This window comes from Kineothrix sp. IPX-CK (genome assembly GCF_039134705.1).
In the GTDB taxonomy this organism is placed as follows: Bacteria; Bacillota; Clostridia; order Lachnospirales; family Lachnospiraceae; genus Kineothrix; species Kineothrix sedimenti.
Genome location: NZ_CP146256.1, coordinates 2,069,200 through 2,091,276, shown reverse-complemented (window position 1 = coordinate 2,091,276; position 22,077 = coordinate 2,069,200). Strand labels below are relative to the sequence as shown.

Here is a 22,077-nt window from a genome sequence, read left to right as displayed (position 1 = left end):
CCCTTTACCCCCAGTCTTCATTCAGCCAGTTTCTAAGCAGGCTGGCCGCTGCTTCCGGATTCTCACTTACAAATCTGTCAATCATCTTTCTCGTCTCGGATTCATTTTCCGGTCCAAGGCTTTCAAGTTCTACAATCGGAGTAGATTGAAGCAGGGACTCCACGGAAAGCTCCTCCTCCACTTCCCTTTCTTTCTCTCCGCGCATACTTCTCAGTATTACAAAAGCGAGAAGGGCGAGAATTACAACAACCAACAATATCTGAATCACATCCGTAGCCGTCATATTAAGTCCTTCGCTGTCGAAGAACAGATTCTCACTATAAGCCACAATCGTAATAGCTTCCGAATTGATGCCGGTGGCATTAGCTACTACATCATACATTTCCGCTTCCACGTCTACTTTCGTTCTTCCTGTATTGGCCGACTTGTATTCATCCCATGATATTCCATCCAAAAGTCCCTGTCTCTTAGCATCTTCTTCGTGCACTACTTTATAAACGATTCCCGTAACTGAAACAGAAGACTCGTCATAGTTGATGCGGCCCGCAGGGGTGCTTGCATTGGTTATGGTCTCGTTCGGAAGATAATCTCTGGACTCCTCCGTTACGGTAGAACTGCTGTTGGCATTGTCCTGCACTACGTAGGTCGTCTGATCATTGGAATCCGTTCCGGGCACACCTCCGTTGGAATTGGTAGAATCCGAACTGTAAACATCCTCGTGGCTGAGTACCCCCTGGGTCTGTCCATCCGCAGGAGTATAGGTATGCTCCGTAGTATCCGTAGTCGAAAAATCCAACACTAAATTGCTTGCAACCTCGATATTATCAAACTCGTTGGTCCCAAGCAGCACTCTTTTCACTTCATTCTTCACAAGGCTTTCCGCCTGTGTCTTTACATTGAGCTGGGAATTAGCCAGACCCGATGTAGTGTAATTGTCATCTCCCGAAAACAGCATGTTCCCTTCCGTATCGAGGATAACCACATTATTGGTCGTAGTGTTTCCTATAGCAGTCGCTACCGCTCTCGCTAAATACGCCGCATTATCTGTAGTAAATTCTCCGTTTAATTCGAGCAGAATGCTTGCAAAAGCTTCCTCCTCAGTAGAAATGAGAGTTCCGTCATTTTCCGGTATGGACAATTCCACGCTGGCGCTTTTAATTGCGGAAAACTTCTGTATAAATTCTTTTTCCAGCCTTGTCTCCATATAAAGCTGGTATTTCTTCTGCTTATCCGATTCAGTTGTACTGAAGCCCCCATTCGTTACATTATCGATGCTATATGCAGCGGACTGGATGTCGTTAGCACCTAGAAGAAGGTTCGCGTCCGACTGCTGTGATTTCAAGACTTCAATCTGATACCCATCATCGGATACCTGATAATCGATGCCGCCTCCATCCAAAAGTTCTGTCACTTCCGCCGCTTCCTTTGTTGTTTCGCAATTGAGAAGCAAAACATATTGAGGTCTCGTAAGAAGCGCTATCAAAATTGCTATAATCAGTATAATTCCGGCCGCCGCCGAAATGATAATCGTTTTTTGCTTCGCGGTAAATTTATTCCACCACTCAAGAACTTTACCTAAAAGTTCTTTCACCTTATCTGCCATGTTAAAGTCTCCTTATCTGACGTATTTCTATCAGATCTTTTAGATTTGTATTTGCATAATCTCTTTGTAAGCGTCTAACAACTTGTCGCGGACTGCCACCGTGTACTGTAATGCGGTCGAAGCCTTACCAAGAGCTATCGTGAGATCATGTGTATTCTGGGTCTCTCCCAGCGCCCACTTGATCTCTTCGTTTTCTGCATCTGACAAATAACTGTTCGTGGTGTTGATATTCTCCATAGCCTTAGTAAGAATACTATCAAAAGAAGTATCTTCCTGCCGGGGAGTTAATTTTCCTATTGCACTGCTTTCAGCCGCCTGCTTTACGGCGCCCGATGTCACGTTGTATAAGGATGTAATATCCATTGTTTCCCTCCATTATTAAGAAATTTATTCCAGACCCTAATTACTATTTATTACCCCTTGCCCATTTCCAACCCCTTCAAGGCTATGGACTTGCTTGCTGTAAATGCTGTAGCGTTCGCTTCATATGCGCGGCTTGCGTCTATCATATTCGTCATTTCTGTAATAATATTGACATTAGGATACGATACATATCCATCCTCATCCGCATCAGGATGGGACGGATCGTAAGCCTTTACCATTTCGGTCCACGTGTCCTCATAGACACCGTTTACCTTTACTCCGGTTCCCGAATATCTGTCAGTCGCCGTATTCAACACTCTGCTGAAGGGCGTCTGGGAATTCTTCTCCGAAAAGGTAACCACCTTCCTGCGATAAGGAGTTCCATCCTCCGTACGCGTAGTATTTGCATTTGCGATGTTCTGCGAAATAATATCCATCCGGTATCTTTGAGCGGTCATTCCAGATGAATTAATGTTAAACGATGTAAAAATATCGCTCATTTACTGCTCCCCCTATCCCTTATTTCATAACCATCTGAAGATTTTTAAGTTCCTGCGTCATACTGTCAACCAAACCGTTATACCGCAGCTGGTTCGCCGCAAGTGTCACATTCTCCGTCTCGACGTCCACATTATTGCCATCCGAACGGTAAGAAAAATTTGCCGAATCAACATATGTACGCGGCTTCAGCTTATTGATTTTCAAATCACTAACTTTATCGTCCATGGAAGTGTATTTGGAATGCTCCAAAGCCCTTTTCAATTCCGACTCGAACTCCACATCCTGTCTCTTATATCCCGGAGTGGATACATTCGCTATATTGTTAGCAATCACATCGTTACGAATCCATGCTGCATCCGCCGCCTTGTCCAGTACATTAATATAATCAAATGTATTGCTGTTAATCATAACCTTCTCCTTCGTAAGCAGTTTCTGGTCTACATCTTGGATAAAAATTCAAATCCCTTCCAAATTACCCCAAAATATAGCTCTTCTAATCTACTATTTTCTATTATAAATTATTTATTAAAAAACACAAGATTTTTTTACAAAAAAAGACAAAAAATGCGAAAAGGATTTATGAATACTTCAATAAATCCTTTTTGTTTTCTTTCTTTTTCGATATTTTCCTATTATTTTCTGCTTTCTTTTTTAATTCTATCAATTTCGTCAAACACTACATCGTTAAGCACTTTAATATAAGTCCCCTTCATTCCCGAGGATCTGGACTCAATAACACCCGCACTTTCGAACTTTCTTAACGCATTAACGATTACCGACCTGGTGATCCCTACGCGATCCGCAATCTTGCTCGCCACCAAAATCCCCTCTGTTCCGCCAAGCTCGTCAAATATATGGGTAATCGCCTCTAATTCCGAAAATGAAAGAGTACTGACCGCTGAACGCACTACTGCGACCTTCCGGCCTTCCTCTGCACTTTCTTCGTTCACAGCCCGCAGCATCTCGAGGCCGACTACCGTAGTTCCGTATTCACACAGGATAATATCGTCGATGTCGTACTGCTCGTCACCTTTATAAATGAATAACGTACCTAGCCGCTCTCCTGCTATATCGATAGGCGTAATTATCGCCTGAATCTTCTTCATATCAATATTCTCAAACCCAAGCGTCTCCAGATTCACGTTTTCCTTCGTGGATAAGACGGCAAGCATTCTCTCATTCAGCATAGAATCAATAAAACCGCCCACCTTGCCGACAATCAGCTCGTTGATGGAATCCACTCCCGGCGCGGTTCCCACGCCGAGCACTTTTCCTTTCTTGCTGATTACAAGAACATTAGAATACAAAATCTCGCACAACACACTGCATATGTCATTAAAAACCACCTTGCTGGAATTATTGTTGTGCAATAACTTGCCTATTTTTCTTGTCTTGTCCAACAGTTGAACACTGCTCATTCCCCTACCTCCAATTTTCCTTTTTGTATTCGGCAGCCGCCGCACATAATGGGGGAAGAAAAGTACATAAAAACCCCCGGAATTGTTGCTTAATACGCTAATTGTATCACAATGTTTTCGTAATATCAACGATTCCGAGGGGAATTATTTAAAAATTTGTCGAAATTTAGAACAATTTCTGAAATTGCAGCAGCCGTTTTTAATTTTGCGGATTATTGGGGCGGTTCATCACGTGTCCACAGTTCTCATTAAAACAAACCAGCTTGTTCCCCTTTTCCAGCATGAGAGAGCCGCATTTTTCACACTTTATTTCGGAGGGCTTCTGCCATACCATAAAATCACATTCCGGATTGCCCACGCAGCCATAATACTTTCTGCCCTTTTTTGTCTTCTTCAGTACGATATCTTTTCCGCACTTAGGGCACGGAATTCCAATCTTCTCCAGATAAGGTTTCGTATTGCGGCATTCGGGAAAGCCCGGACAAGCCAAAAACCTGCCGTGAGGTCCATACTTAATTACCATCTGCTTTCCGCATAAGTCGCACACCTCATCCGACACCTCATCGGCTATCTTAACGTGCTCCAGCTCTTTTTCCGCCTTCTGCACCGCCGTCTCCAAATCAGGATAAAAATTAGAAACAATGCTCTTCCACTTCACGCTTCCTTCCTCTACTCCATCCAAAAGGACTTCCATATTAGCGGTAAAATTCACATCCACAATGCTGGGAAAAGCCTCCTTCATCATATTATTTACCACTTCTCCGAGTTCTGTCACATACAGATTCTTGTTTTCCTTCACCACGTACCGCCTTGCCAAAATCGTCGTAATAGTAGGTGCATAGGTACTGGGACGGCCTATTCCCAGCTCCTCTAAGGCACGTACCAAGGAGGCCTCTGTATAGTGAGGTGCCGGCTGAGTAAAATGCTGCTTATAGTCGAAGGCTTCAAATTCCAGCTTCGTATCCTTATCAATGCCTTTGATGAGGGTATTGCCCTCTTCTTTTTCTTCTTCCTCTGTATATACGCTCATGAAGCCATCGAAGATAATCTTTGATGCGGCAACAGTAAAGCGATGTCCGTTCCCGTCGATCTTAACCGAGGTAGTTTCATATTTCGCCGGATTCATACGGCTGGCCGCAAACCGCTTCCAAATAAGCTGATAAAGGCGGAACTGGTCTCTGGATAAAGAATCCTTCATTTCAAAAGGAGTTCTTGCTATATCCGTAGGACGAATCGCCTCATGGGCGTCCTGAATCTTCTGGGATGTCTTTTTCTCATTAGCCGATACGGCAGCATATTCACTGCCATAGACCGAGTCAATATATTCCCTTGCCTGCCTCTCCGCTTCCTCGGAGACTCTTGTGGAATCCGTACGAAGATACGTGATAATACCTACCGTACCGTTCCCCTTTATATCCACGCCTTCATAAAGCTGCTGAGCGAGACGCATCGTTTTCTGAGTGGAGAAATTGAGCACCTTGCTGGCTTCCTGCTGCAAAGTGGAAGTGGTAAAGGGCAGAGGCGCTTTTTTCGTCCGTTCTCCCTTTTTCACTTCTGCAACTTCATATTTGGCATTTTTTAAATCTTTTATAATATCGTTCAATTCCTCCTCGGAGGAAATATTCACTTTTCCTTCAGCAGTTCCGTAATATTTGGCTGCCAGAGGCTTCTTTTCCCCCGGAACGTGTAAAAGAGCGTCCAACGTCCAGTACTCCTCCGGAATGAATGCGTTAATTTCATCCTCTCTGTCACAAATAATGCGGAGCGCTACCGATTGCACACGGCCCGCACTCAGCCCTCTCTTTACCTTTGCCCACAGCACCGGAGAGATACGATAGCCCACCATTCGGTCCAATACTCTTCTGGCCTGCTGTGCATCCACCAGATCCATATCCACCTTACGCGCGTTCTTAAGCGATTCCTTTACCGCAGTCTTGGTAATTTCGTTAAAGGTAATGCGGTACACCTTCTTGTCCTCCAGCTTAAGCGCCTTTGTAAGATGCCACGAGATCGCTTCACCTTCGCGGTCGGGGTCGGTTGCCAGATAGATTTTTTCCGCCTTCTTCACTTCCTTGCGAAGATTTGCAAGAATATCTCCCTTTCCCCGAATCGTAATATATTTCGGTTCATAATCGTTTTCTATGTCAATTCCCAACTGGCTCTTCGGCATGTCTCTCACATGTCCGTTACTCGCGGCAACCTCATAATTAGGTCCCAAGAATTTCTTAATCGTCTTTACTTTTGCTGGCGATTCCACAATCACTAAATACTTTGCCATATTTTTTCCCCTGTTCATCTGCTATAGTTTCTTCTATATATAAGGCCGCATAAGCACACTGTGCCGTCTGGCCTGCAACTTGCATCACTATACAATAATTTTTCTGCGCTTGCAAGTAATATTATGAAAAATTTAGAAATTTTATTCATTTATTCTATATACGAATATCATATTTTCCAGCTTTTTGATAAAATCCTGCAGACACTTGCTTTACCTCTCCGTCCATACAAAGATTCATGAGGCGGCATATGATTTCCCTATATTCCATACCGGATTCCTCCTGAAGCTGTTCTATGCTCTTAGGATAAAAATCAAGGCATTTTTCAAGCTTTGTATGTCCCTTTTCCCCTTCGTCAGCCTCTGTGCCGGACAATTCTTCTTCCCATCTCCTCTTTTTTTCACGCAGTCCGGTCTCCTCAAGCATCTCAGAAACGGAGAGCATAAGCCCTGCTCCCTGTTTAATTAACCGGTTACAGCCCTCGCTCAGGCGGTCCGTGGCCCTGCCGGGAAGTACATATACCTCCTTCCCTTGTTCAAGTGCCATATCGGCGGTAATCAAGGTACCGCTCTTCTCCCTCGCCTCAATGATTACTACCACATCCGAAAGTCCGCTGATAATCCGATTTCTGGGTGGAAACAGCTGAGGCTTAGGGCCGGTACCCGGAGAATATTCGGAGAGTATCCCTCCCTGCGTCTTCATCCTCTCATAAATTTTTCTATTTTCCGCCGGATAGCAAATATCCGTACCACAGCCTAACACCGCATAGCTGTTTCCTCCGGCTTCCAGCGCCGCCCTCTGCCCGATACTGTCGATTCCTCTCGCCATTCCGCTTATAAGCGCCACACCCTCCTGCGCCAGCTGACTTCCCCACAATCCCGCCATATACCTTCCATATTCCGAACATTCTCTTGCACCGATTATCGCCACGGAGGGTACGGACTTACTCGGCAGCCTTCCATAAAAATACAGCCCGAAGGGAGCATCCTCTATTGCTGCCAGCTTTTCGGGATAAGAGGTTTCTAACAGACTAACGAAATTCACTCCTTCCTCCTGAAGCTTTCTATATTCTCCTTCCACATCCCAACGCCTTCGCTCCCTTACCATTTTCTCCAGTTTCGGGGCTGAAAGGAATTGCATCAGCTCCTTTTCCGGCATCTCATATACCTCCCTGGCGCTCTTCCCATAAGCTGAAAGCTTACGCTTCATTCTATTACCGATTCCCGGGACGTTTGCCAGCCAATAAGCATACGGCTCGTCCCAACTGCTTTCCCCATTCATATGTCTTTTACCTCTCCCAATATTTATTCCCTTCCATGCGGTAACTGATGGCCTCCGCTAAGTGTACCTCTTTAATTTGCTCGCTCTCATCCATATCCGCAATGGTGCGCGCAACACGGAGAATTCTATAATAGCCTCTGGCACTAAGCTGCAAGGAGGTAAAGGCCCTCTCCATCAGCGTCTCTTCTTTATCACCCAGTAAACAAAACTTCGATATATCCTTCGCTGTAAGTCCTGCGTTACACTTATATTCCCTTCCTCTATACCTTTCTTCCTGTCTCTTTCTGGCGCTCATCACCCTCTTTCGTATAGAAGCACTCGACTCCCCTTCATTCTTTTTGGTCAACTCCTTCATTGCTATTTGGGATACCTCCGTGCACAAATCAATCCTGTCCAGAACAGGTCCCGATATACGGCTTTGATATTTCTTAATATCCGCCTGAGTGCAGCGGCATCTGTTCATATCCGGATAATACCCGCAGGGGCAGGGATTCATAGCTCCTACTAGCATAAAATCTGCTGGATACGTATAGTTCCCTCCAATTCTTGCGATATTAATCTGCTTCTCTTCCAAGGGCTGTCTTAGCACGTCCAGCACACGCTGGCCGAATTCCGGCATCTCATCCAAAAATAGCACTCCCTTGTGGGCGAGGCTGATGATTCCGGGCCTGGGAATTCTCCCTCCGCCCGTGAGGGAATGTATCGTTACAGTATGGTGAGGGCTTAAAAAAGGCCTTTTTTCGATGAGGGTCTTCCCGCTGCTCAACTGTCCCGCAATGCTATAGAGCGAGGAAACCTCCATACATTCCTCGCTCGTAAGAGGTGGAAGAATGCCCGTAAGCCTGTTTGCTATCATCGTTTTACCTGATCCGGGCGGCCCTACGAGCAATAAATTATGAAAACCCGCAGCAGCGATTTCCGCCGTCCGTTTCGCCGCCGCCTGCCCGCTTATTTCCGAAAAATCAGGCGTTTTTTCTCGCTTTCCTTTCCTGCTTGCCACAACTTTTTCCTTCGTATTCTCCTCCTTCCGCTCTCCCTTTAAATAACTGAGTGCGTCTTGCAGGGAAACAGCACCTATTACCTCTATCCCGGATATTACTGCTCCCTCCTCCTTATTTTCTTCGGGTACCAGACACCGCTTTATTCCTTCCTCTTTCGCCCGCCTTACCAATGGAAGAATTCCCTTTATGGGATTGACCTTTCCATTAAGGCTAAGCTCTCCCACAATCATAATACCGGCTACTGCATCTTCCTCTATACAATCCATAGAGCGAAGCATACCTACCGCTATAGGAAGGTCAAAGGCTGTGCCTTCCTTTCTTATATTCGCCGGAGATAAATTGACCGTAGTCCGCATAGGAGACAGCGCGATACCGGAATTTTTCAGTGCTACCCTTACTCGTTCTCCCGCTTCCTTCACTTCTCCGCTCAAATAACCCACCATTAAAAAGCCAGGCAGGCCTTTCGCCATATCCACCTCCACATGTACCAGCATGGCATTCATACCGCATATAGCTGCTGATATTATAGTACTAAACATTAAATACAACCTCCTCCGTTAATTTTATGTGTCCTTTCATGGCCTCGCAGTAATTTCCCACGGTGTGTTTGTTTTTGCCTCCTTCATAGAGCGGCTTGTATTTTCTTAAGGGAATCTGATGTCCTCATGGTAAGCACCGCAAAGATGTGCCATTTAGTCTATACAGCCGTAAACGCAGGAGAAAAAAATCCACGTGGAAAGTTCCTGATAAACCCTAAAGGGCATTCAGCTTTTCATGATATAACAGTGTTACATTCCTCTACTCATATTAAAAATAAATATAATAAAAATGGAATTATTGGGGGAATCCCCTGATGTTCCTTCATACGCCCGGCTAAGACGCCGGACGCAGGGAACTTATGATAATAAATAAAATCCTATGTAATTCTAAAAAACTATTAGAAGAACTGTCCCGGAATATACTCTTCCACTTCCGTGCCTTCTTCTGCAATTCCGGTGTGAATCTCTGCTTCCTTGAGTTCCGGTACATTGATGCCGTGCTCCCGCAGCGTCTTCGTATCAATGATGCAGCGGTTATCCATCGTCTTCATAATATCGACAACCTCCAGGTCACTGTAAGATTTTTCCGCTAAATCCATGATATTATTGTCCTTAAAGCCTAAGACCATCGGGCGAAGAACATTTTCTTCGTTATTTCTGATTACGATTGCCTTATCACCGGTATTTAACTCTACACTCACACCAGGCACCAGAATATTCACAGATTCAATGAGAGCGTCCACAATCTCCGGCATATAAATCTCCGGGTGGTTCAGCAAATGCTTAAGAGCTGCAACCTCCGAAACCGGAGCTCCATTCAAGTGCATCGCTGTCATCGTATCGTAAGTCTCGGCTACGGTAAGCACCTGTGCCCCCCTCACCGGCCTAAACCTCTTATCTTCCACGCCGACTTTAAAATTATCCATCATCTTCTGAGACTGCACGCAGATACGCTTAATATTAGGCTCTGCGGAAAATACCCTGCCGATCAGTTCGAATCCTGCTGTCTTATAGGAAGCGATCATCTCCCTTTCAGCATCGTTATTCTCTTCTTTCTCCGATACCGTTTTAGGTAATGACAACATTCCGACGTCGTGTACCAACGCCGCCATAACAGTGTCCATCTGCTCCTCGAGCTTTATATTCAGCACATGCGTTATCATCGCACAAAGAATAGCCGTGTTTAACGCGTGCTTGTATACATGATCCTCTTTACTTCTCAAATTCTGGATAAAATTGATACTTTTATCGAGATGGCCATAACGCCTAAGAATGTTATTCACGATTACCTGAAGCTTCGGTCCCCGTTTGCTGTCCTTCAATTTATTCAATTCCTCGCTCAGCGCGAACACAGTCATCGTCTGAAAACGCTCGAACAAAATATCCTCCTGCGTCATCGGCGGAACTGGCTCAGCCGGCTCCAGAATGAACAAACCGATTAAACCGAACGTATGAATACTCTGAATGCCTTGTGCCGTAAGCTTAGAACTGCGCTCATAAAGCAAGACCCCATCCTTGTTGTAGATCGGCCTTGCCAATCTCATTCCCTTCTTTAACTTCTCTGTTTTCACAAAAAGCATATACTGTCCCCCTTTATCTGACGTTAAGATTCTTTTTCGAATCCTCTTTTAAGCTTACCCAGAGCCCTTTTCTCAATACGGGAAACATAGCTTCTGGATATTCCCAGCCGTTCCCCGATCTCCCTTTGGGTAACCTCTCTCCCCGTTTCAAGTCCGTACCTTAAAAAAATAATTTCTTTTTCTCTGCCCTCTAACTTCTCCAACAAGCGTGCCAATTTTTTCAAATCGCTGCACAGCTCCATTCTGTCTATCACATCTACCTGTTCAGTCTCAATAATATCGAGTAAATTTATCTCATTTCCTTCTTTATCCGTTCCAATCGGCTCATATAAGGATACTTCTTTAGACGTCTTTCTCTTGGAGCGAATCAACATTAACAATTCGTTGTCTATACAGCGCGAAGCATATGTGCTGAGCTTTCCCTTGCTGGCATCAAAAGATGCCACCGCTTTAATAAGCCCAATCGTGCCTATGGAAATCAAGTCTTCCATGTCCTCATCCACGTTCTGATACTTCTTGGCGATGTGGGCCACCAGGCGTAAATTGCGCTCAATAAGAATTTCTCTCGCTTCCCGGGCTTTCTCACTGCTCCCTTTTTGCAGGTTCTGAATATAGCAGGCTTCTTCTTCTGCGGTTAAAGGTTTTTGGAAAGTTTTCAAAAAGCGCCCCCGAAGTCAATTTATTATATTCTATGACCTCGCTGCCCTTCTAGTGCCTTTCCATTTAAATTAACTATATTATACAAATTATTACCAAAAATAGCAACAACTTAAAAGAGAAATTGGGCCATAACATAATTACTTACATCTCTCCCGTAAGAAGTGAGTTTTACCCGTTCTCCTGTATCGATCAGGCCGTTATCAAGAAGCTGTTGCAAAACCGGCCCGTATATTTTCTCCATATCCTCGTGAAAAGCCTCAAAAAATTCCGCTCTGCTCACGCCCTCAGTCAAACGAAGTCCCAAAAACATGAACTCCTCCATCTGTTCTGCTCTGCCCAGCCTTTGAATCTCTTCCTTTACGTTCCCATGAATCTTCCCTTTGCCATAAGCGTCTAAGTAGGTCTGCATCCTGGCGGTATTCTTCCAGCGCACATTTTCCACCATGGAAGAGGCTCCCAGTCCGAACCCGGCATAATCGTGTCTCCTCCAGTATGTGGTATTATGTCTGCATTCTCTTCCCTTTAAAGCATAATTGGAAATCTCGTAGCGGCAATAGCCCGCCTCCTCCAACCGCTTTCCGGTTTCTTCATACATCCGGCGTTCCTCTTCTTCCGACGGAAGACCCCTTTCCACTCCGTTTTCTCCCTCTTTCTCGCCATACATATCAAAGAAGGGGGTTCCCTCCTCGATAATGAGGCTATAGGCAGAAATATGCTCCGGTTTAAGGCCTGTCACCTTAAGTAAAGTCTCCAGATAGCGTTCTGCAGTCTGCCCCGGAAGTGCCGACATCAGGTCCACATTTATGTTATCGAAACCGGCCTCTCTCGCCATATGAAAGGCGGCGAAGAAATCGGCGGCATTGTGGATCCTGCCCAAAGCCCTGAGCTCAGAGTCCTGCACCGACTGGGCACCGATGCTGAGTCTATTGATTCCTGCGGCTTTGTACCGGCTGAGCTTTTCCTTATCTACCGTGCATGGATTTACTTCTATGGTTATTTCCGGCTTGGAGGAGAAACGGTAGCAGTTCTTCAGCGTATCCATTATCTTTTCAATATGGGCTGTCTGCAGAATCGAGGGAGTTCCTCCTCCCAAAAAAACGGTATCCACAAGGCGTTCTTCATACCGGAAAGCTTCCGTCTCTATTTCCTTAAGCAACGCCGCCGCATAGATCTCCTTATCCCTCTCCGAAGCCGGAAAGGACAGGAAATCACAGTATAAACACTTTCTTACGCAAAAAGGAATATGAATATATATACTTAACATTTATTTATCATCCAATTTAAGCACACTCATAAAAGCTTTCTGAGGAATTTCCACGCTGCCTATCTGACGCATGCGCTTTTTTCCCTCTTTCTGCTTTTCAAGAAGTTTCTTTTTACGGGTAATATCACCGCCGTAGCATTTCGCAAGCACATCCTTTCGCATAGCCTTTACCGTCTCTCTGGCTATGATCTTGCCGCCTACCGCCGCCTGGATCGGAATCTCGAACAGATGTCTGGGAATCTCGTCCTTAAGCTTCTCACACATCCTGCGTCCGCGCTCGTAAGCACTGTCCGCATGCACGATAAAGGAAAGGGCATCCACCTCTTCGTGGTTGATCAGGATGTCCAGCTTCACCAGTTTGGATTCCTCATAGCCCTTCAAATCGTAATCAAAGGAAGCATAGCCTTTGGAGCGGGATTTCAGAGCGTCAAAGAAGTCATAAATGATTTCGTTTAACGGCAGCTCGTATTTGAGCAGTGCCCTCGTCTCCTCCATATATTCCATTCCCAAATAACGTCCTCTGCGCTCCTGGCAAAGTTCCATGATGGAACCGATGAACTCTGTGGTCACCATGATCTCCGCGCTCACTACCGGCTCCTCCATATATTCGATTTCCGTAGGGTCCGGTAAATTAGAGGGATTGGTCAATTCTATGACCTCCCCATTGTTCTTATGCACTTTATAGATAACACTCGGCGCCGTCGTCACCAAATCCAGATTGTATTCTCTTTCCAAACGCTCCTGAATGATTTCCAAATGCAGCAATCCCAAAAAGCCGCAGCGGAAACCAAAGCCGAGAGCGATCGAGGTCTCCGGCTCGTAATGTAAAGATGCGTCGTTTAGCTGAAGTTTCTCCAAGGCGTCCCTAAGGTCAGGATATTTCGCCCCGTCTGCAGGATACATCCCGCAGTACACCATGGAATTTACCTTTTTATAGCCAGGCAAAGGCGCCGCGCAGGGATTTTTTACATCAGTTACCGTATCTCCCACCGCCGTATCCTTTACATTCTTGATGGAAGCAGTCATATAGCCTACCATGCCCGCAGACAGCTCCTCACATGGAATGAACTGACCCGGCCCGAAATAACCCACCTCCACAACTTCTGCTTTCGCACCGGTCGCCATCATCAATATCTGCGTTCCTCTCCGCACCCTGCCCTCTTTAATACGGCAAAACACGATAACTCCCTTGTAAGAATCGTAAAGGGAGTCGAACACGAGAGCCTGAAGAGGGTTGTCCGCACTTCCCGCAGGAGCAGGTATCTTATGTACCACCGCTTCTAACACCTCTTCGATGCCGATTCCGCTCTTAGCGGAAATAAGAGGCGCATCCTGCGCCTCAAGGCCGATAATATCTTCAATTTCATCCTTCACGCGCTGGGGATCCGCGCTGGGCAAATCTATCTTATTAATGACAGGAAATACATCCAGATTGTGATCCAACGCCAAATATACATTAGCTAATGTCTGAGCCTCGATTCCCTGAGCCGCGTCCACCACAAGGATCGCTCCGTCGCAGGCCGCAAGACTTCTGCTGACCTCATAGTTAAAATCCACATGTCCGGGTGTATCGATCAGGTTGAAAATATACTCCTCTCCATTCTGCGCTTTATATACGATACGAACGGTCTGTGCCTTTATAGTAATTCCCCGCTCTCTCTCCAAATCCATATTGTCTAAGACCTGCGCCTGCATTTCGCGGCTTGTCAAAAGACCCGTTTTCTCTATAATACGATCCGCCAAAGTAGATTTTCCATGGTCGATATGGGCCACAATACAAAAATTTCTTATTTTACTTTGATCTATGCCTGACATTTGTTTCCTCCGCGCCGAATGGCATTTATTATTATTGTAACAATATATCACAATTCCCCCTTTAGCACAATGGAAATTACATGTGCCAGAGGATCGCAGGCATTCATGATTTCTTCTACCGTATTTGTCTGCGCCCCCAGCTCTATCAGAAGCGTTTTTGCCCTAAGATGCATATTAAACCGATAAGCTTTCAGATAAATCCTTCTGGCTATGCCGGGATAATATTCATTGCTGGCAGTCTGCGCCTGAAAGGAGAAAGCCAGGTTATCATCAACATACGGATTTTCAAGGTAAGAAAGATCTCCCTTTTCCCTGCTTCTGCTAAGTCCGTTGAAAAACATAAATTGTGCGGTAGGCCTTCCCTGAAGATCGATGACCAGTTTCTTGTGCTCCGGCATGGCGTCTCTGTGTAGATCAATAACTACTTCTATAGTAGGATTCTGAGCCAACACCTGCTCGATGGCGGGAAGGGCATTGGAATAGGCATAGTCTCTCGATTCTACATCGTATTCTCCTGTATGATGAATCACGTTGAAACCATATTGCTCTCGCAATATCTGCGCCAGCCGTTCTCCCGCTCCCACCACAGTGGTGGATTCATCGCCCGGTACAGAATCCACAAAGGCCTCCTGGGAATGGGTGTGGTAAATTAATATCTGTGGATTTTCCGGCGATGCCTTCATCGTCATATCCTTTCCCAACAGATTATCCAGATTCAGCTGGTCATCGGTGATAGATGTAGTTTTGTCTATGGCGTAAAAGGCTTTTACGATATCTTCATACTCCGTAAGCGACGACCAGTCATATTCGTAACTTTTCGCCTGTGCCTGAAGAAAGCCGCTTTTCTCTTTCCCCGTATCGTTTTCCTTCCCTTCGCCCTGATCCTTTTCCTCTTCCGGTTTACCTTCTTCCGATCTATTATGTAAACTATTTTCTTCTTCCATGGCCCGCTCTAAATCTCCGTCAATGTGCAGTGCATCGTCGCCATATTCCAGGGAGCCATCTTCAATCTCCTTGCGTTCCTCGTCCGAACCCTCCTGCCTGATGAGCAGATCGTAAGTGTCCTCATCTTCTATACTCACATATCCTTTGGCCTGCTCCTCGCTGTAGCCGTAGATGGGAAGCTGTGCCGCAATCAGTGGTTTTATCAAATCCATGGAGCTTCCAATGCCTGTCTCTTCTTCCATAAACGCAAAAACAGGCATGTATGTCTCCATCATCTGCTTTCTCAGCCAGTCCGCCGCTTTTTCCTGTATACCAAAATCTTTTTCTTTTCTATCTACCGAAAAAGAAGAGTATACAGCACATGCGAAAGCTGTTCCGATCAGGATTACCGCACAGCCTGCCACAATTTTCTGTTTTATTTTGTTCCTTCTATTAAAATTACTGTTCCTGCCTTCGGAATACAATCGCCTCACCTCAGCTTCTTGCTGCAAAGTTATACTAGGCAATTATATGCCGAAAAGCAATCTATAATTCCAGAGCTTCGTTAAGCGCATCACAAATGACATGGCTTATCTGTTTTATTTGATAATCCACATCCTTGCTGGTCACATACATGTTGTTAAGCTCTGCCAGATTTACCTTCATTTCTCCCGATACCGCATCGTTGACTATAGTTGCCGCATCCACCACCGTAGGCACGCCGATTGCAATGACAGGAACCTCCAGGCTTTCCTTCGTCAGGGCATTTCTATGATTTCCTACTCCCGAGCCCGGATGGATACCCGTATTAGTCACCTGAATCGTCCGATTCAGTCTTTTGGTAGAGCGTGCTGCCAGCGCATCCACTACAATGACCACGTCAGGCTTTGTCTGGTCGATAACTCCCTTGATGATTTCTGCACTTTCCATACCGGTCTTCGCCATAACACCAGGTACGATGCTGCTCACCATATTCATTCTCGATTTGCTGTACGCCGCCTTCCCATATTCCATTACCACATGTCTCGTAATGAACAAATTGTCGGCTACGTTCGGCCCCAAAGCATCCGCCGTCACATCCCGGTTACCAAGCCCTACAATCAGCACCGACTGTTCCTCCTGGGCCTCAGGAATAATATCCTTCAGCTCCTTTGCCAAGGCGGAGGAAATTTCCTGATGATAATTTTCATCCGGTTCTACCATCCTAGGAGCTTCCAGCGTAGTATAGACACCTATGGGCTTTCCCATGGCCTTCGCCCCGTTTTTCGTTTCGATGATCACTCTGGTAACCCTTATTTCGTTTTTTTCATCATAGGTCTCCTCTACGCTGACCCCTCTGATCTCCTCCGCTTCTCCTATGCTTTCTCTGGCCTCCAGAGCTAAATCTGTTCTTACCTGAAAACAACTCATCTGTCCGCTCCCAAATCCTTTTCTTTGTTTAATTTATGCAGGTAAAGTTTTTTGCTGCAAAAAAAACTTCTCTACCACGTATTTTTTACAAAAACTAGCGAATTATGTATTGACATCTTCAAACTCTTAATTTACAATAATATACGCGTGTTTCATTAAAACGTCCGTGTCCGGATTTAATGAAACCTTTCGTAAAAATTGATCGATAGAGACAAATAGGAGGTGTGGGTCTTGGCTAACATCAAATCTGCTAAAAAGAGAATTTTAGTTAACAACGCAAAAGCTGATAGAAACAAAGCTATCAAGTCCGGTGTTAAGACGGCTGTGAAGAAAGTAAATGCTGCAATCGAAGCGAACGATAAAGCTGCTGCTTCTGCTGCATTATTAGCTGCTACTTCAGTGATTGACAAAGCTTCTACTAAAGGCGTATATCATAAGAATACCGCTTCTAGAAAAGTATCTCGTCTGACACAGGCTATTAATAAGATGGCTTAATTCTTCGATATAAAAGAGAATGTGAACGAACATAAAAACAACCCATACCGTCATGTGGGTTGTTTTTTTATGTATTAGAATCTTCTATACACATATGGAAGAAGAACAGCCTAACGGCTGTGTCCGCCTCCGCCATGATGTCCTCCGCCGGAATGACCTCCGCCTCCTGAATTTCCTCCGCCGCTTCCGCTGCTCCTTTCGATATGCCTTCTCGTCACTATCTTATTGACAAGGACATCTTCTTTCCTCCTCAAATCAGGCCTGCCTCCGTTCACATAGGTTGTAGCCATAGTAGTTCTGTTTCCCTTTTTACTGCTCCAATGCACTGCTATAAACACGATAGCTATGATGGCTGCAGCCGCAAAAGGAGACCAGAACGGTAACGATTCCGTCAATTGTCCCGTACCTGTCATATCGTGATAGAACTCGTTCACATAGGTTGCGTATGCCTTATAGGGATCATCCTCCACATACAGATATACTTTGTCCAAAAGATTGTCCACCATGGAGCTGCTGTAGTTCTCTTCTGCCCTTCCCACCGTACTAAGCCATGTATAAATCCTTCCGTCGTCCTCCCGAAACCAGTTATCTACCAAAAGGATTCCATCACCAATAGGCTTATCGTAACCGAATTTATTCTCATCATAAAAATCCTCGGCATATATCCGTACAAATTCGTCGTAAGAGACATCCGGCTCTTTTTCTCTCGCATATTCCTTAAGGGATTCGTTAAGTGTCACGAGTACGATATCACATCCGGTCTGAGCCTCTCTCTCAGAAATCAGTTCCCGCAGCTTGCTTTCTTCCTCCTGCGTCAGCACATCTCCATAATCAAAGACCCGCTCTTTCGTGAGGCATTCCGTGTTCGCACGCGCTTCGATCTTCTGCGCCGCCTGATAGATCAGCGTTCCTGCGTAAATTATTCCCAGAAGTGCTGTTATAAGAAAAACCCATTTAAAATAATTAAGATATTGTTTCATCTCCTACACTACCTCCAGTATTCCCAGGATAAAGGTCAACGCTATACTGGCGACAGCAAATACCGTAGCACCGTATGTGAGCACCTTCGCCTTAGATACGGGAGTCGAACCTACAATCTTGCCCGTCTGTCCATTCACATAAAAATCATAATCCTTATCCTGATATTTATACAGGTAACGCCAAACCGGAAGCAGCGCGTAGTGGATGCCTTCCCTTTGTATGGAAATCTCTCTGTTCTCTGTAGTTACCGAGGAATATCCTGAGATCGTCTCGCGAAGCAGCTGATCCAGGTCCTTGTTCGCCTTCGCCTTTGCCCTTTCCTCTAAAGTATCCGCATCCTCATTGTATATCTCACCGAAGAAGCCCGACATATACTTCTCCGTAAAACCCTCTAATCGATTATAATCATAAGGCTCCATCAAATCCATAATGTCGTTTTGCAGGACGGATGCATCTACAGGAATTTTGTCAAATGATACATCCATATCCCTTTCTATCCGATAGTAGGAAGTCTCCGTATATTCCGTATCTCCGGCCACCCATACCCTGACCTTCGTTCCCTTGCCCGTATATTCATACCTGGATGCATAATCATACATCCAGAACGGAACATAGATTCCCTTCATATCTTTAAGGGTGGCCTCCGAAAGAAAGCTATCCGGCGTGAAAATCCTCCTTTTAAACTCATTCCGGAGCATATTCACCACATTCTTCTTATCTATTTTGAAGGGCAGCATCAAATCCGGGCGATAGATACCGTGCACTCTGTCGTCCAATATAATATAACTTCCGCAATACTCACACTGACACGTGGAGGCATACTCTTCTATGTTCAGCGCTGCACCACAATTTAAGCATTCTGTCTGTGATTTTGCATCCTCTCTCTCCTCGCTGTCAACTCCGTCACAATGAGGACAGTACATCTTCCCTGACGCAGGGCTGTATATTGCATTTCCCCCGCAGTTTTTACATCTGAATAACATCTTTTCTCCCCGTCTTCCTTTTTCTTTTATTTCAATATACGATCCTGTTTCTTCCGGCCTCTTTTCCTTTATACAGTTTCACATCCACATCGTTAATGGAATGGTCCATGTCCTTCTGGAAATCGAATTCGCTCAGTCCGAAAGTCATCGTTACTTTTACAGTTTCTCCTTTGTAAAGCACTTCCAGCTTCCTTATCTTCTTTTGAAGCTCCTCCAGAAGAATCAGCGAGTCGTCTCCGTTGACATTATCGAATACGAACAGGAACTCTTCTCCGCCCCAACGGCATACCCTCCCCTTTTCGCCTGCTATTTCTATAAATATGGACGCCAAATGGCGCAGCATGATATCTCCGCATTCATGACCATAGTTATCGTTTACCACTTTAAAAAAATCGATATCTCCAAGGGCTAACGACAAGCTGTCGATTTTCCCTTCCCTGCATTCCCTCTCCTTTTTCTCCAGATATTCGCTCATACTCCGTCTGTTGAAAAGCCCGGTAAGAGGGTCTATGGCTGCCAGTCTGTGAAGCTTTTCGTTGTATACGACAAGTTTCTTCTCCATCTCCTGAGAATCCTCGGTAAACACTGCCAAAATCGTCGTCGTGGCGATAAATACGAAAACGGTATTGATAATCTGGAATATGATATAGGTCTGCAACTCCAAAACATAAATCGGTTCATACAAAAGGGTATAAGAATACAAAGCCAGTCGGAACAAGCAAAGTGCCGTACCCATCAATATCTTCCAATGAAGCTTGCTATAACTGGTAGTGAAATTCAGCGCCAGCAGCACGAATACGAAATGCTGTACACCACAGTCCCAGCCGAATCCCCTGATGAAGGCGACAATCCAGATTCCCATCAGTATATGAACGAATATGACAGACATCTTCGTTCTGTTCATATATGTCGTATAAAAAGATGCTACATAAGCACAAAATAACGGCACACACAAAACGATTGGTTTCATATCCCCCGTCACAAAAAAAGTGCATAGAAGCAGAAGAAAATAAATACACATAATGATGGAGTTAAGCCTGAGTATGATGGAGGCCTTCTTAGTCTCATTTTCGCTCTTCACATCCTGAAATAACACTTTCGCAAACTTATGAATCATCCCAAACCTCCGGTATAAGGCTGTCCCTGCACGTGTCCCTATATGACGATATTATAACTTACCTTCTACCATTTATCAAACAAAAAAAGCATCTATGGAACAATCACTAACAAACTATTGTCCCACAGATGCGATATGTCATCTGATTTTTTCTTTTTACAATGTTATCCTATGCAGCTTGTTACTATCCGTGCACATAATTTTTGTACTCCACCGCAAAAGAATGAATATCCTCCTGCAAATAGCTTTCCGCTTCCTCACAGAAGTCCTTCTCCTCTCGCTTGCGGTACTCCAGCTCCATAAATAAATGCAGCAGCGTCTTCATCTTATGCTCTAACTCTTCCACATTTCCCTTATATGCCTCCTCTTCCCGTTCCAGCATTTTCCCTACGATGTATCGCATGACGACAGAACTTAAATTGAGAAATAATTCCTTATATCCCTTGTGATATTCCTTCTGTGCCTCGATAACATAGGTTCTGGGAAAGGCCTGAAGAAAGCGCTGCTCCAATTGTATTACTTTTAAATAACTGCAGATCAGGTCCACGCCGCAAAGCTCGTTCGGCATATTTACAAGCAACGGATAATCCAAAGTCAACAGATGATTCTGAGGAGAAAATCTCGCATCGTAATGTACAAAAAATGCCGGCATTCCCCTCGCAACCGTATCGTAACAGCAAAGGCTTTCATAAGAATCGAAGTTTGCCATGATTTCTTCATATATGCTCTTCGCTTCTCTCACCTTATCCATAACAAGCTGAAGGCCTTCCTTATACGCCTCCATGGCGCTCTTTTTCGCGCCGCTTTCGACAATTTGTATCTGTTCGGATGAATCATCTCCTCCCTGCAAATGTTTCTCTCTTTCCTCGATGCAGTACAGCACCGCTCCCATAAGCTGCTGCGCCTTCTCATAGGTTATGGAAGTGCTTTCCTTGCTGGTGTATTTCTCCGTCAGATATTTCACAACCGGCAGTAATTCTTCTATCCCGTATTCCATAGTGTTCCCCTTTCTTTGGGACCGCAGGCTTTTCAACTCAGTTCCTCATACAGCACCTGAAGGTATAAATCTCTGTCCCAGCGCTGTTCCTCCGAAAATGCCTCGTAATCCCCCTTACCTCCGCTGCTTATATATCCCCGATAGCCGGCACGCACAGCTCGGGCAAACCTCTCTAAGCAGGTTTCCTGAAGGTACTCAGCGGAGCCGAAACAGATCTCTTCATATAACTCTCTCATCACCTCGACCAATTCATCATCCGTCAGATTGTCCTCCGCCTCATTTTTATACAAGTAAAAAATATCCTGAAGCTGCACCAAGGTGTCCGCATAGTTGTTCCTATCAATATACTGGGAATCACAGAAAGCTTGTATCAGCTGCGGCAGTATTCCCTCTCCAAACTCCACCCTCCTTTGCTTTTTCAAAGCATCCTGCCTGCACTGCACCAGCATCCGGGCTTCCTCCTGTGTCAGTGCCAGCCCGAACCTCTGTGTCTTTTCGTTGCATGCGATCACTCTTTCGAGCTCCTGCTTTTGCCCCGCTGCCGCGAGTACTTCAAATAATTCCTCCTGCATACATAACACCCCTTTTTTCATCTTCATTACTTAAGTAATTATTCATTTTATACCAAAGATATTTAAATACAAGAATTGAAAAAAACTAATTTTTGTGGTATTATATATATGAAAAGAGAGGCGAAAATTAATCGCTTTTCTTTTTTTAGTGCATTGTATTGACTTCTTTTCTTTCTCTCCATCATATGCGGTTCCCCGGCAATCAAAATGCACAAAATATCAATATAAAATTTATGTTAATTATATATATTGTCCGGCCGTACATAGATTTGTATTGATAAATCATATCCTCTGATA

The 22,077-nt window shown here is 44.9% G+C and carries 20 protein-coding genes; 1 reads left to right on the top strand and 19 read right to left on the bottom strand.

Annotated elements, in window-relative coordinates; translation table 11 throughout:
- Nucleotides 1-4: 4 nt before the first annotated feature.
- The 14 genes from fliF to gpr all read right to left on the bottom strand — a co-directional run bounded on the left by fliF (nucleotide 5) and on the right by gpr (nucleotide 16,635).
- Nucleotides 5-1,603: a flagellar basal-body MS-ring/collar protein FliF gene (gene fliF / locus V6984_RS10130; protein WP_342759663.1), complete on the bottom strand. Its 1,599-nt coding sequence runs from the start codon at nucleotides 1,601-1,603 to the stop codon at nucleotides 5-7.
- A 39-nt stretch (nucleotides 1,604-1,642) separates the two neighbouring features.
- On the bottom strand, nucleotides 1,643-1,966 hold the full coding sequence (gene fliE / locus V6984_RS10125; RefSeq protein ID WP_342759662.1) for a flagellar hook-basal body complex protein FliE: 324 nt from the start codon (nucleotides 1,964-1,966) through the stop codon (nucleotides 1,643-1,645).
- 50 nt (nucleotides 1,967-2,016) lie between these two features.
- A complete protein-coding gene (gene flgC, locus V6984_RS10120; protein ID WP_342759661.1) occupies nucleotides 2,017-2,466 on the bottom strand; it encodes a flagellar basal body rod protein FlgC in 450 nt (149 codons plus the stop codon).
- Nucleotides 2,467-2,485: 19 nt separating this feature from the next.
- Complete coding sequence (flgB, locus tag V6984_RS10115) at nucleotides 2,486-2,875, bottom strand: flagellar basal body rod protein FlgB (protein ID WP_342759660.1); 390 nt, start codon at nucleotides 2,873-2,875, stop codon at nucleotides 2,486-2,488.
- A 224-nt stretch (nucleotides 2,876-3,099) separates the two neighbouring features.
- Entirely contained in the window at nucleotides 3,100-3,885 is a 786-nt protein-coding gene (gene codY / locus V6984_RS10110) for a GTP-sensing pleiotropic transcriptional regulator CodY (RefSeq protein ID WP_342759659.1), read from the bottom strand.
- Nucleotides 3,886-4,084: 199 nt separating this feature from the next.
- Entirely contained in the window at nucleotides 4,085-6,163 is a 2,079-nt protein-coding gene (gene topA, locus V6984_RS10105) for a type I DNA topoisomerase (RefSeq protein WP_342759658.1), read from the bottom strand.
- A gap of 154 nt (nucleotides 6,164-6,317) precedes the next feature.
- A complete protein-coding gene (gene dprA / locus V6984_RS10100; RefSeq protein ID WP_342759657.1) occupies nucleotides 6,318-7,442 on the bottom strand; it encodes a DNA-processing protein DprA in 1,125 nt (374 codons plus the stop codon).
- 7 nt (nucleotides 7,443-7,449) lie between these two features.
- On the bottom strand, nucleotides 7,450-8,982 hold the full coding sequence (locus V6984_RS10095; protein WP_342759656.1) for a YifB family Mg chelatase-like AAA ATPase: 1,533 nt from the start codon (nucleotides 8,980-8,982) through the stop codon (nucleotides 7,450-7,452).
- A gap of 398 nt (nucleotides 8,983-9,380) precedes the next feature.
- Nucleotides 9,381-10,562, bottom strand: coding sequence for an HD-GYP domain-containing protein (locus V6984_RS10090; protein WP_342759655.1), 1,182 nt, complete (start codon nucleotides 10,560-10,562; stop codon nucleotides 9,381-9,383).
- 23 nt (nucleotides 10,563-10,585) lie between these two features.
- Nucleotides 10,586-11,221 carry an RNA polymerase sporulation sigma factor SigK gene (gene sigK / locus V6984_RS10085; RefSeq protein ID WP_342759654.1) on the bottom strand — a complete coding sequence of 212 codons (636 nt, stop codon included), beginning with the start codon at nucleotides 11,219-11,221 and terminating at the stop codon, nucleotides 10,586-10,588.
- A 110-nt stretch (nucleotides 11,222-11,331) separates the two neighbouring features.
- Nucleotides 11,332-12,486, bottom strand: coding sequence for a radical SAM family heme chaperone HemW (hemW, locus tag V6984_RS10080; RefSeq protein ID WP_342759653.1), 1,155 nt, complete (start codon nucleotides 12,484-12,486; stop codon nucleotides 11,332-11,334).
- Nucleotides 12,487-14,301: a translation elongation factor 4 gene (lepA, locus tag V6984_RS10075; RefSeq protein WP_342759652.1), complete on the bottom strand. Its 1,815-nt coding sequence runs from the start codon at nucleotides 14,299-14,301 to the stop codon at nucleotides 12,487-12,489.
- A 47-nt stretch (nucleotides 14,302-14,348) separates the two neighbouring features.
- Complete coding sequence (locus V6984_RS10070) at nucleotides 14,349-15,719, bottom strand: stage II sporulation protein P (protein WP_342759651.1); 1,371 nt, start codon at nucleotides 15,717-15,719, stop codon at nucleotides 14,349-14,351.
- Nucleotides 15,720-15,771: 52 nt separating this feature from the next.
- Nucleotides 15,772-16,635: a GPR endopeptidase gene (gpr, locus tag V6984_RS10065; RefSeq protein ID WP_342759650.1), complete on the bottom strand. Its 864-nt coding sequence runs from the start codon at nucleotides 16,633-16,635 to the stop codon at nucleotides 15,772-15,774.
- A 231-nt stretch (nucleotides 16,636-16,866) separates the two neighbouring features.
- Here gpr and rpsT point away from each other — a divergent pair, with 231 nt between their 5' ends.
- Nucleotides 16,867-17,130, top strand: coding sequence for a 30S ribosomal protein S20 (gene rpsT, locus V6984_RS10060; RefSeq protein ID WP_342759649.1), 264 nt, complete (start codon nucleotides 16,867-16,869; stop codon nucleotides 17,128-17,130).
- A gap of 110 nt (nucleotides 17,131-17,240) precedes the next feature.
- On the opposite strand, the gene V6984_RS10055 is transcribed toward rpsT, so the two are convergent.
- The 5 genes from V6984_RS10055 to V6984_RS10035 form a co-directional block, all read right to left on the bottom strand.
- Nucleotides 17,241-18,110: a TPM domain-containing protein gene (locus tag V6984_RS10055; RefSeq protein WP_342759648.1), complete on the bottom strand. Its 870-nt coding sequence runs from the start codon at nucleotides 18,108-18,110 to the stop codon at nucleotides 17,241-17,243.
- A 3-nt stretch (nucleotides 18,111-18,113) separates the two neighbouring features.
- Nucleotides 18,114-19,094, bottom strand: coding sequence for a hypothetical protein (locus V6984_RS10050; protein WP_342759647.1), 981 nt, complete (start codon nucleotides 19,092-19,094; stop codon nucleotides 18,114-18,116).
- 31 nt (nucleotides 19,095-19,125) lie between these two features.
- The gene (locus V6984_RS10045) at nucleotides 19,126-20,211 is read right to left on the bottom strand and encodes a GGDEF domain-containing protein (protein ID WP_342759646.1); all 1,086 of its coding nucleotides are present in this window, start codon (nucleotides 20,209-20,211) and stop codon (nucleotides 19,126-19,128) included.
- A gap of 184 nt (nucleotides 20,212-20,395) precedes the next feature.
- Nucleotides 20,396-21,208 (bottom strand): DUF6179 domain-containing protein, encoded by an 813-nt coding sequence (locus V6984_RS10040; protein ID WP_342759645.1) that lies wholly within the window; start codon nucleotides 21,206-21,208, stop codon nucleotides 20,396-20,398.
- A gap of 32 nt (nucleotides 21,209-21,240) precedes the next feature.
- A complete protein-coding gene (locus tag V6984_RS10035) occupies nucleotides 21,241-21,780 on the bottom strand; it encodes a DUF6323 family protein (RefSeq protein ID WP_342759644.1) in 540 nt (179 codons plus the stop codon).
- Between the last annotated feature and the right edge of the window lie 297 nt (nucleotides 21,781-22,077).

What these genes read in the sequence shown, in the direction of transcription:
- fliE (WP_342759662.1), bottom strand. Translation starts at nt 1,966, where the DNA reads ATGGATATTACATCCTTATACAACGTGACATCGGGCGCCGTAAAGCAG.
- fliF (WP_342759663.1), bottom strand. Translation starts at nt 1,603, where the DNA reads ATGGCAGATAAGGTGAAAGAACTTTTAGGTAAAGTTCTTGAGTGGTGG.
- V6984_RS10095 (WP_342759656.1), bottom strand. Translation starts at nt 8,982, where the DNA reads ATGTTTAGTACTATAATATCAGCAGCTATATGCGGTATGAATGCCATG.
- flgB (WP_342759660.1), bottom strand. Translation starts at nt 2,875, where the DNA reads ATGATTAACAGCAATACATTTGATTATATTAATGTACTGGACAAGGCG.
- V6984_RS10090 (WP_342759655.1), bottom strand. Translation starts at nt 10,562, where the DNA reads ATGCTTTTTGTGAAAACAGAGAAGTTAAAGAAGGGAATGAGATTGGCA.
- codY (WP_342759659.1), bottom strand. Translation starts at nt 3,885, where the DNA reads ATGAGCAGTGTTCAACTGTTGGACAAGACAAGAAAAATAGGCAAGTTA.
- V6984_RS10035 (WP_342759644.1), bottom strand. Translation starts at nt 21,780, where the DNA reads ATGCAGGAGGAATTATTTGAAGTACTCGCGGCAGCGGGGCAAAAGCAG.
- V6984_RS10050 (WP_342759647.1), bottom strand. Translation starts at nt 19,094, where the DNA reads ATGTTATTCAGATGTAAAAACTGCGGGGGAAATGCAATATACAGCCCT.
- lepA (WP_342759652.1), bottom strand. Translation starts at nt 14,301, where the DNA reads ATGTCAGGCATAGATCAAAGTAAAATAAGAAATTTTTGTATTGTGGCC.
- dprA (WP_342759657.1), bottom strand. Translation starts at nt 7,442, where the DNA reads ATGAATGGGGAAAGCAGTTGGGACGAGCCGTATGCTTATTGGCTGGCA.
- gpr (WP_342759650.1), bottom strand. Translation starts at nt 16,635, where the DNA reads ATGAGTTGTTTTCAGGTAAGAACAGATTTAGCTCTGGAGGCCAGAGAA.
- flgC (WP_342759661.1), bottom strand. Translation starts at nt 2,466, where the DNA reads ATGAGCGATATTTTTACATCGTTTAACATTAATTCATCTGGAATGACC.
- V6984_RS10055 (WP_342759648.1), bottom strand. Translation starts at nt 18,110, where the DNA reads ATGAAACAATATCTTAATTATTTTAAATGGGTTTTTCTTATAACAGCA.
- hemW (WP_342759653.1), bottom strand. Translation starts at nt 12,486, where the DNA reads ATGTTAAGTATATATATTCATATTCCTTTTTGCGTAAGAAAGTGTTTA.
- V6984_RS10040 (WP_342759645.1), bottom strand. Translation starts at nt 21,208, where the DNA reads ATGGAATACGGGATAGAAGAATTACTGCCGGTTGTGAAATATCTGACG.
- topA (WP_342759658.1), bottom strand. Translation starts at nt 6,163, where the DNA reads ATGGCAAAGTATTTAGTGATTGTGGAATCGCCAGCAAAAGTAAAGACG.
- V6984_RS10045 (WP_342759646.1), bottom strand. Translation starts at nt 20,211, where the DNA reads ATGATTCATAAGTTTGCGAAAGTGTTATTTCAGGATGTGAAGAGCGAA.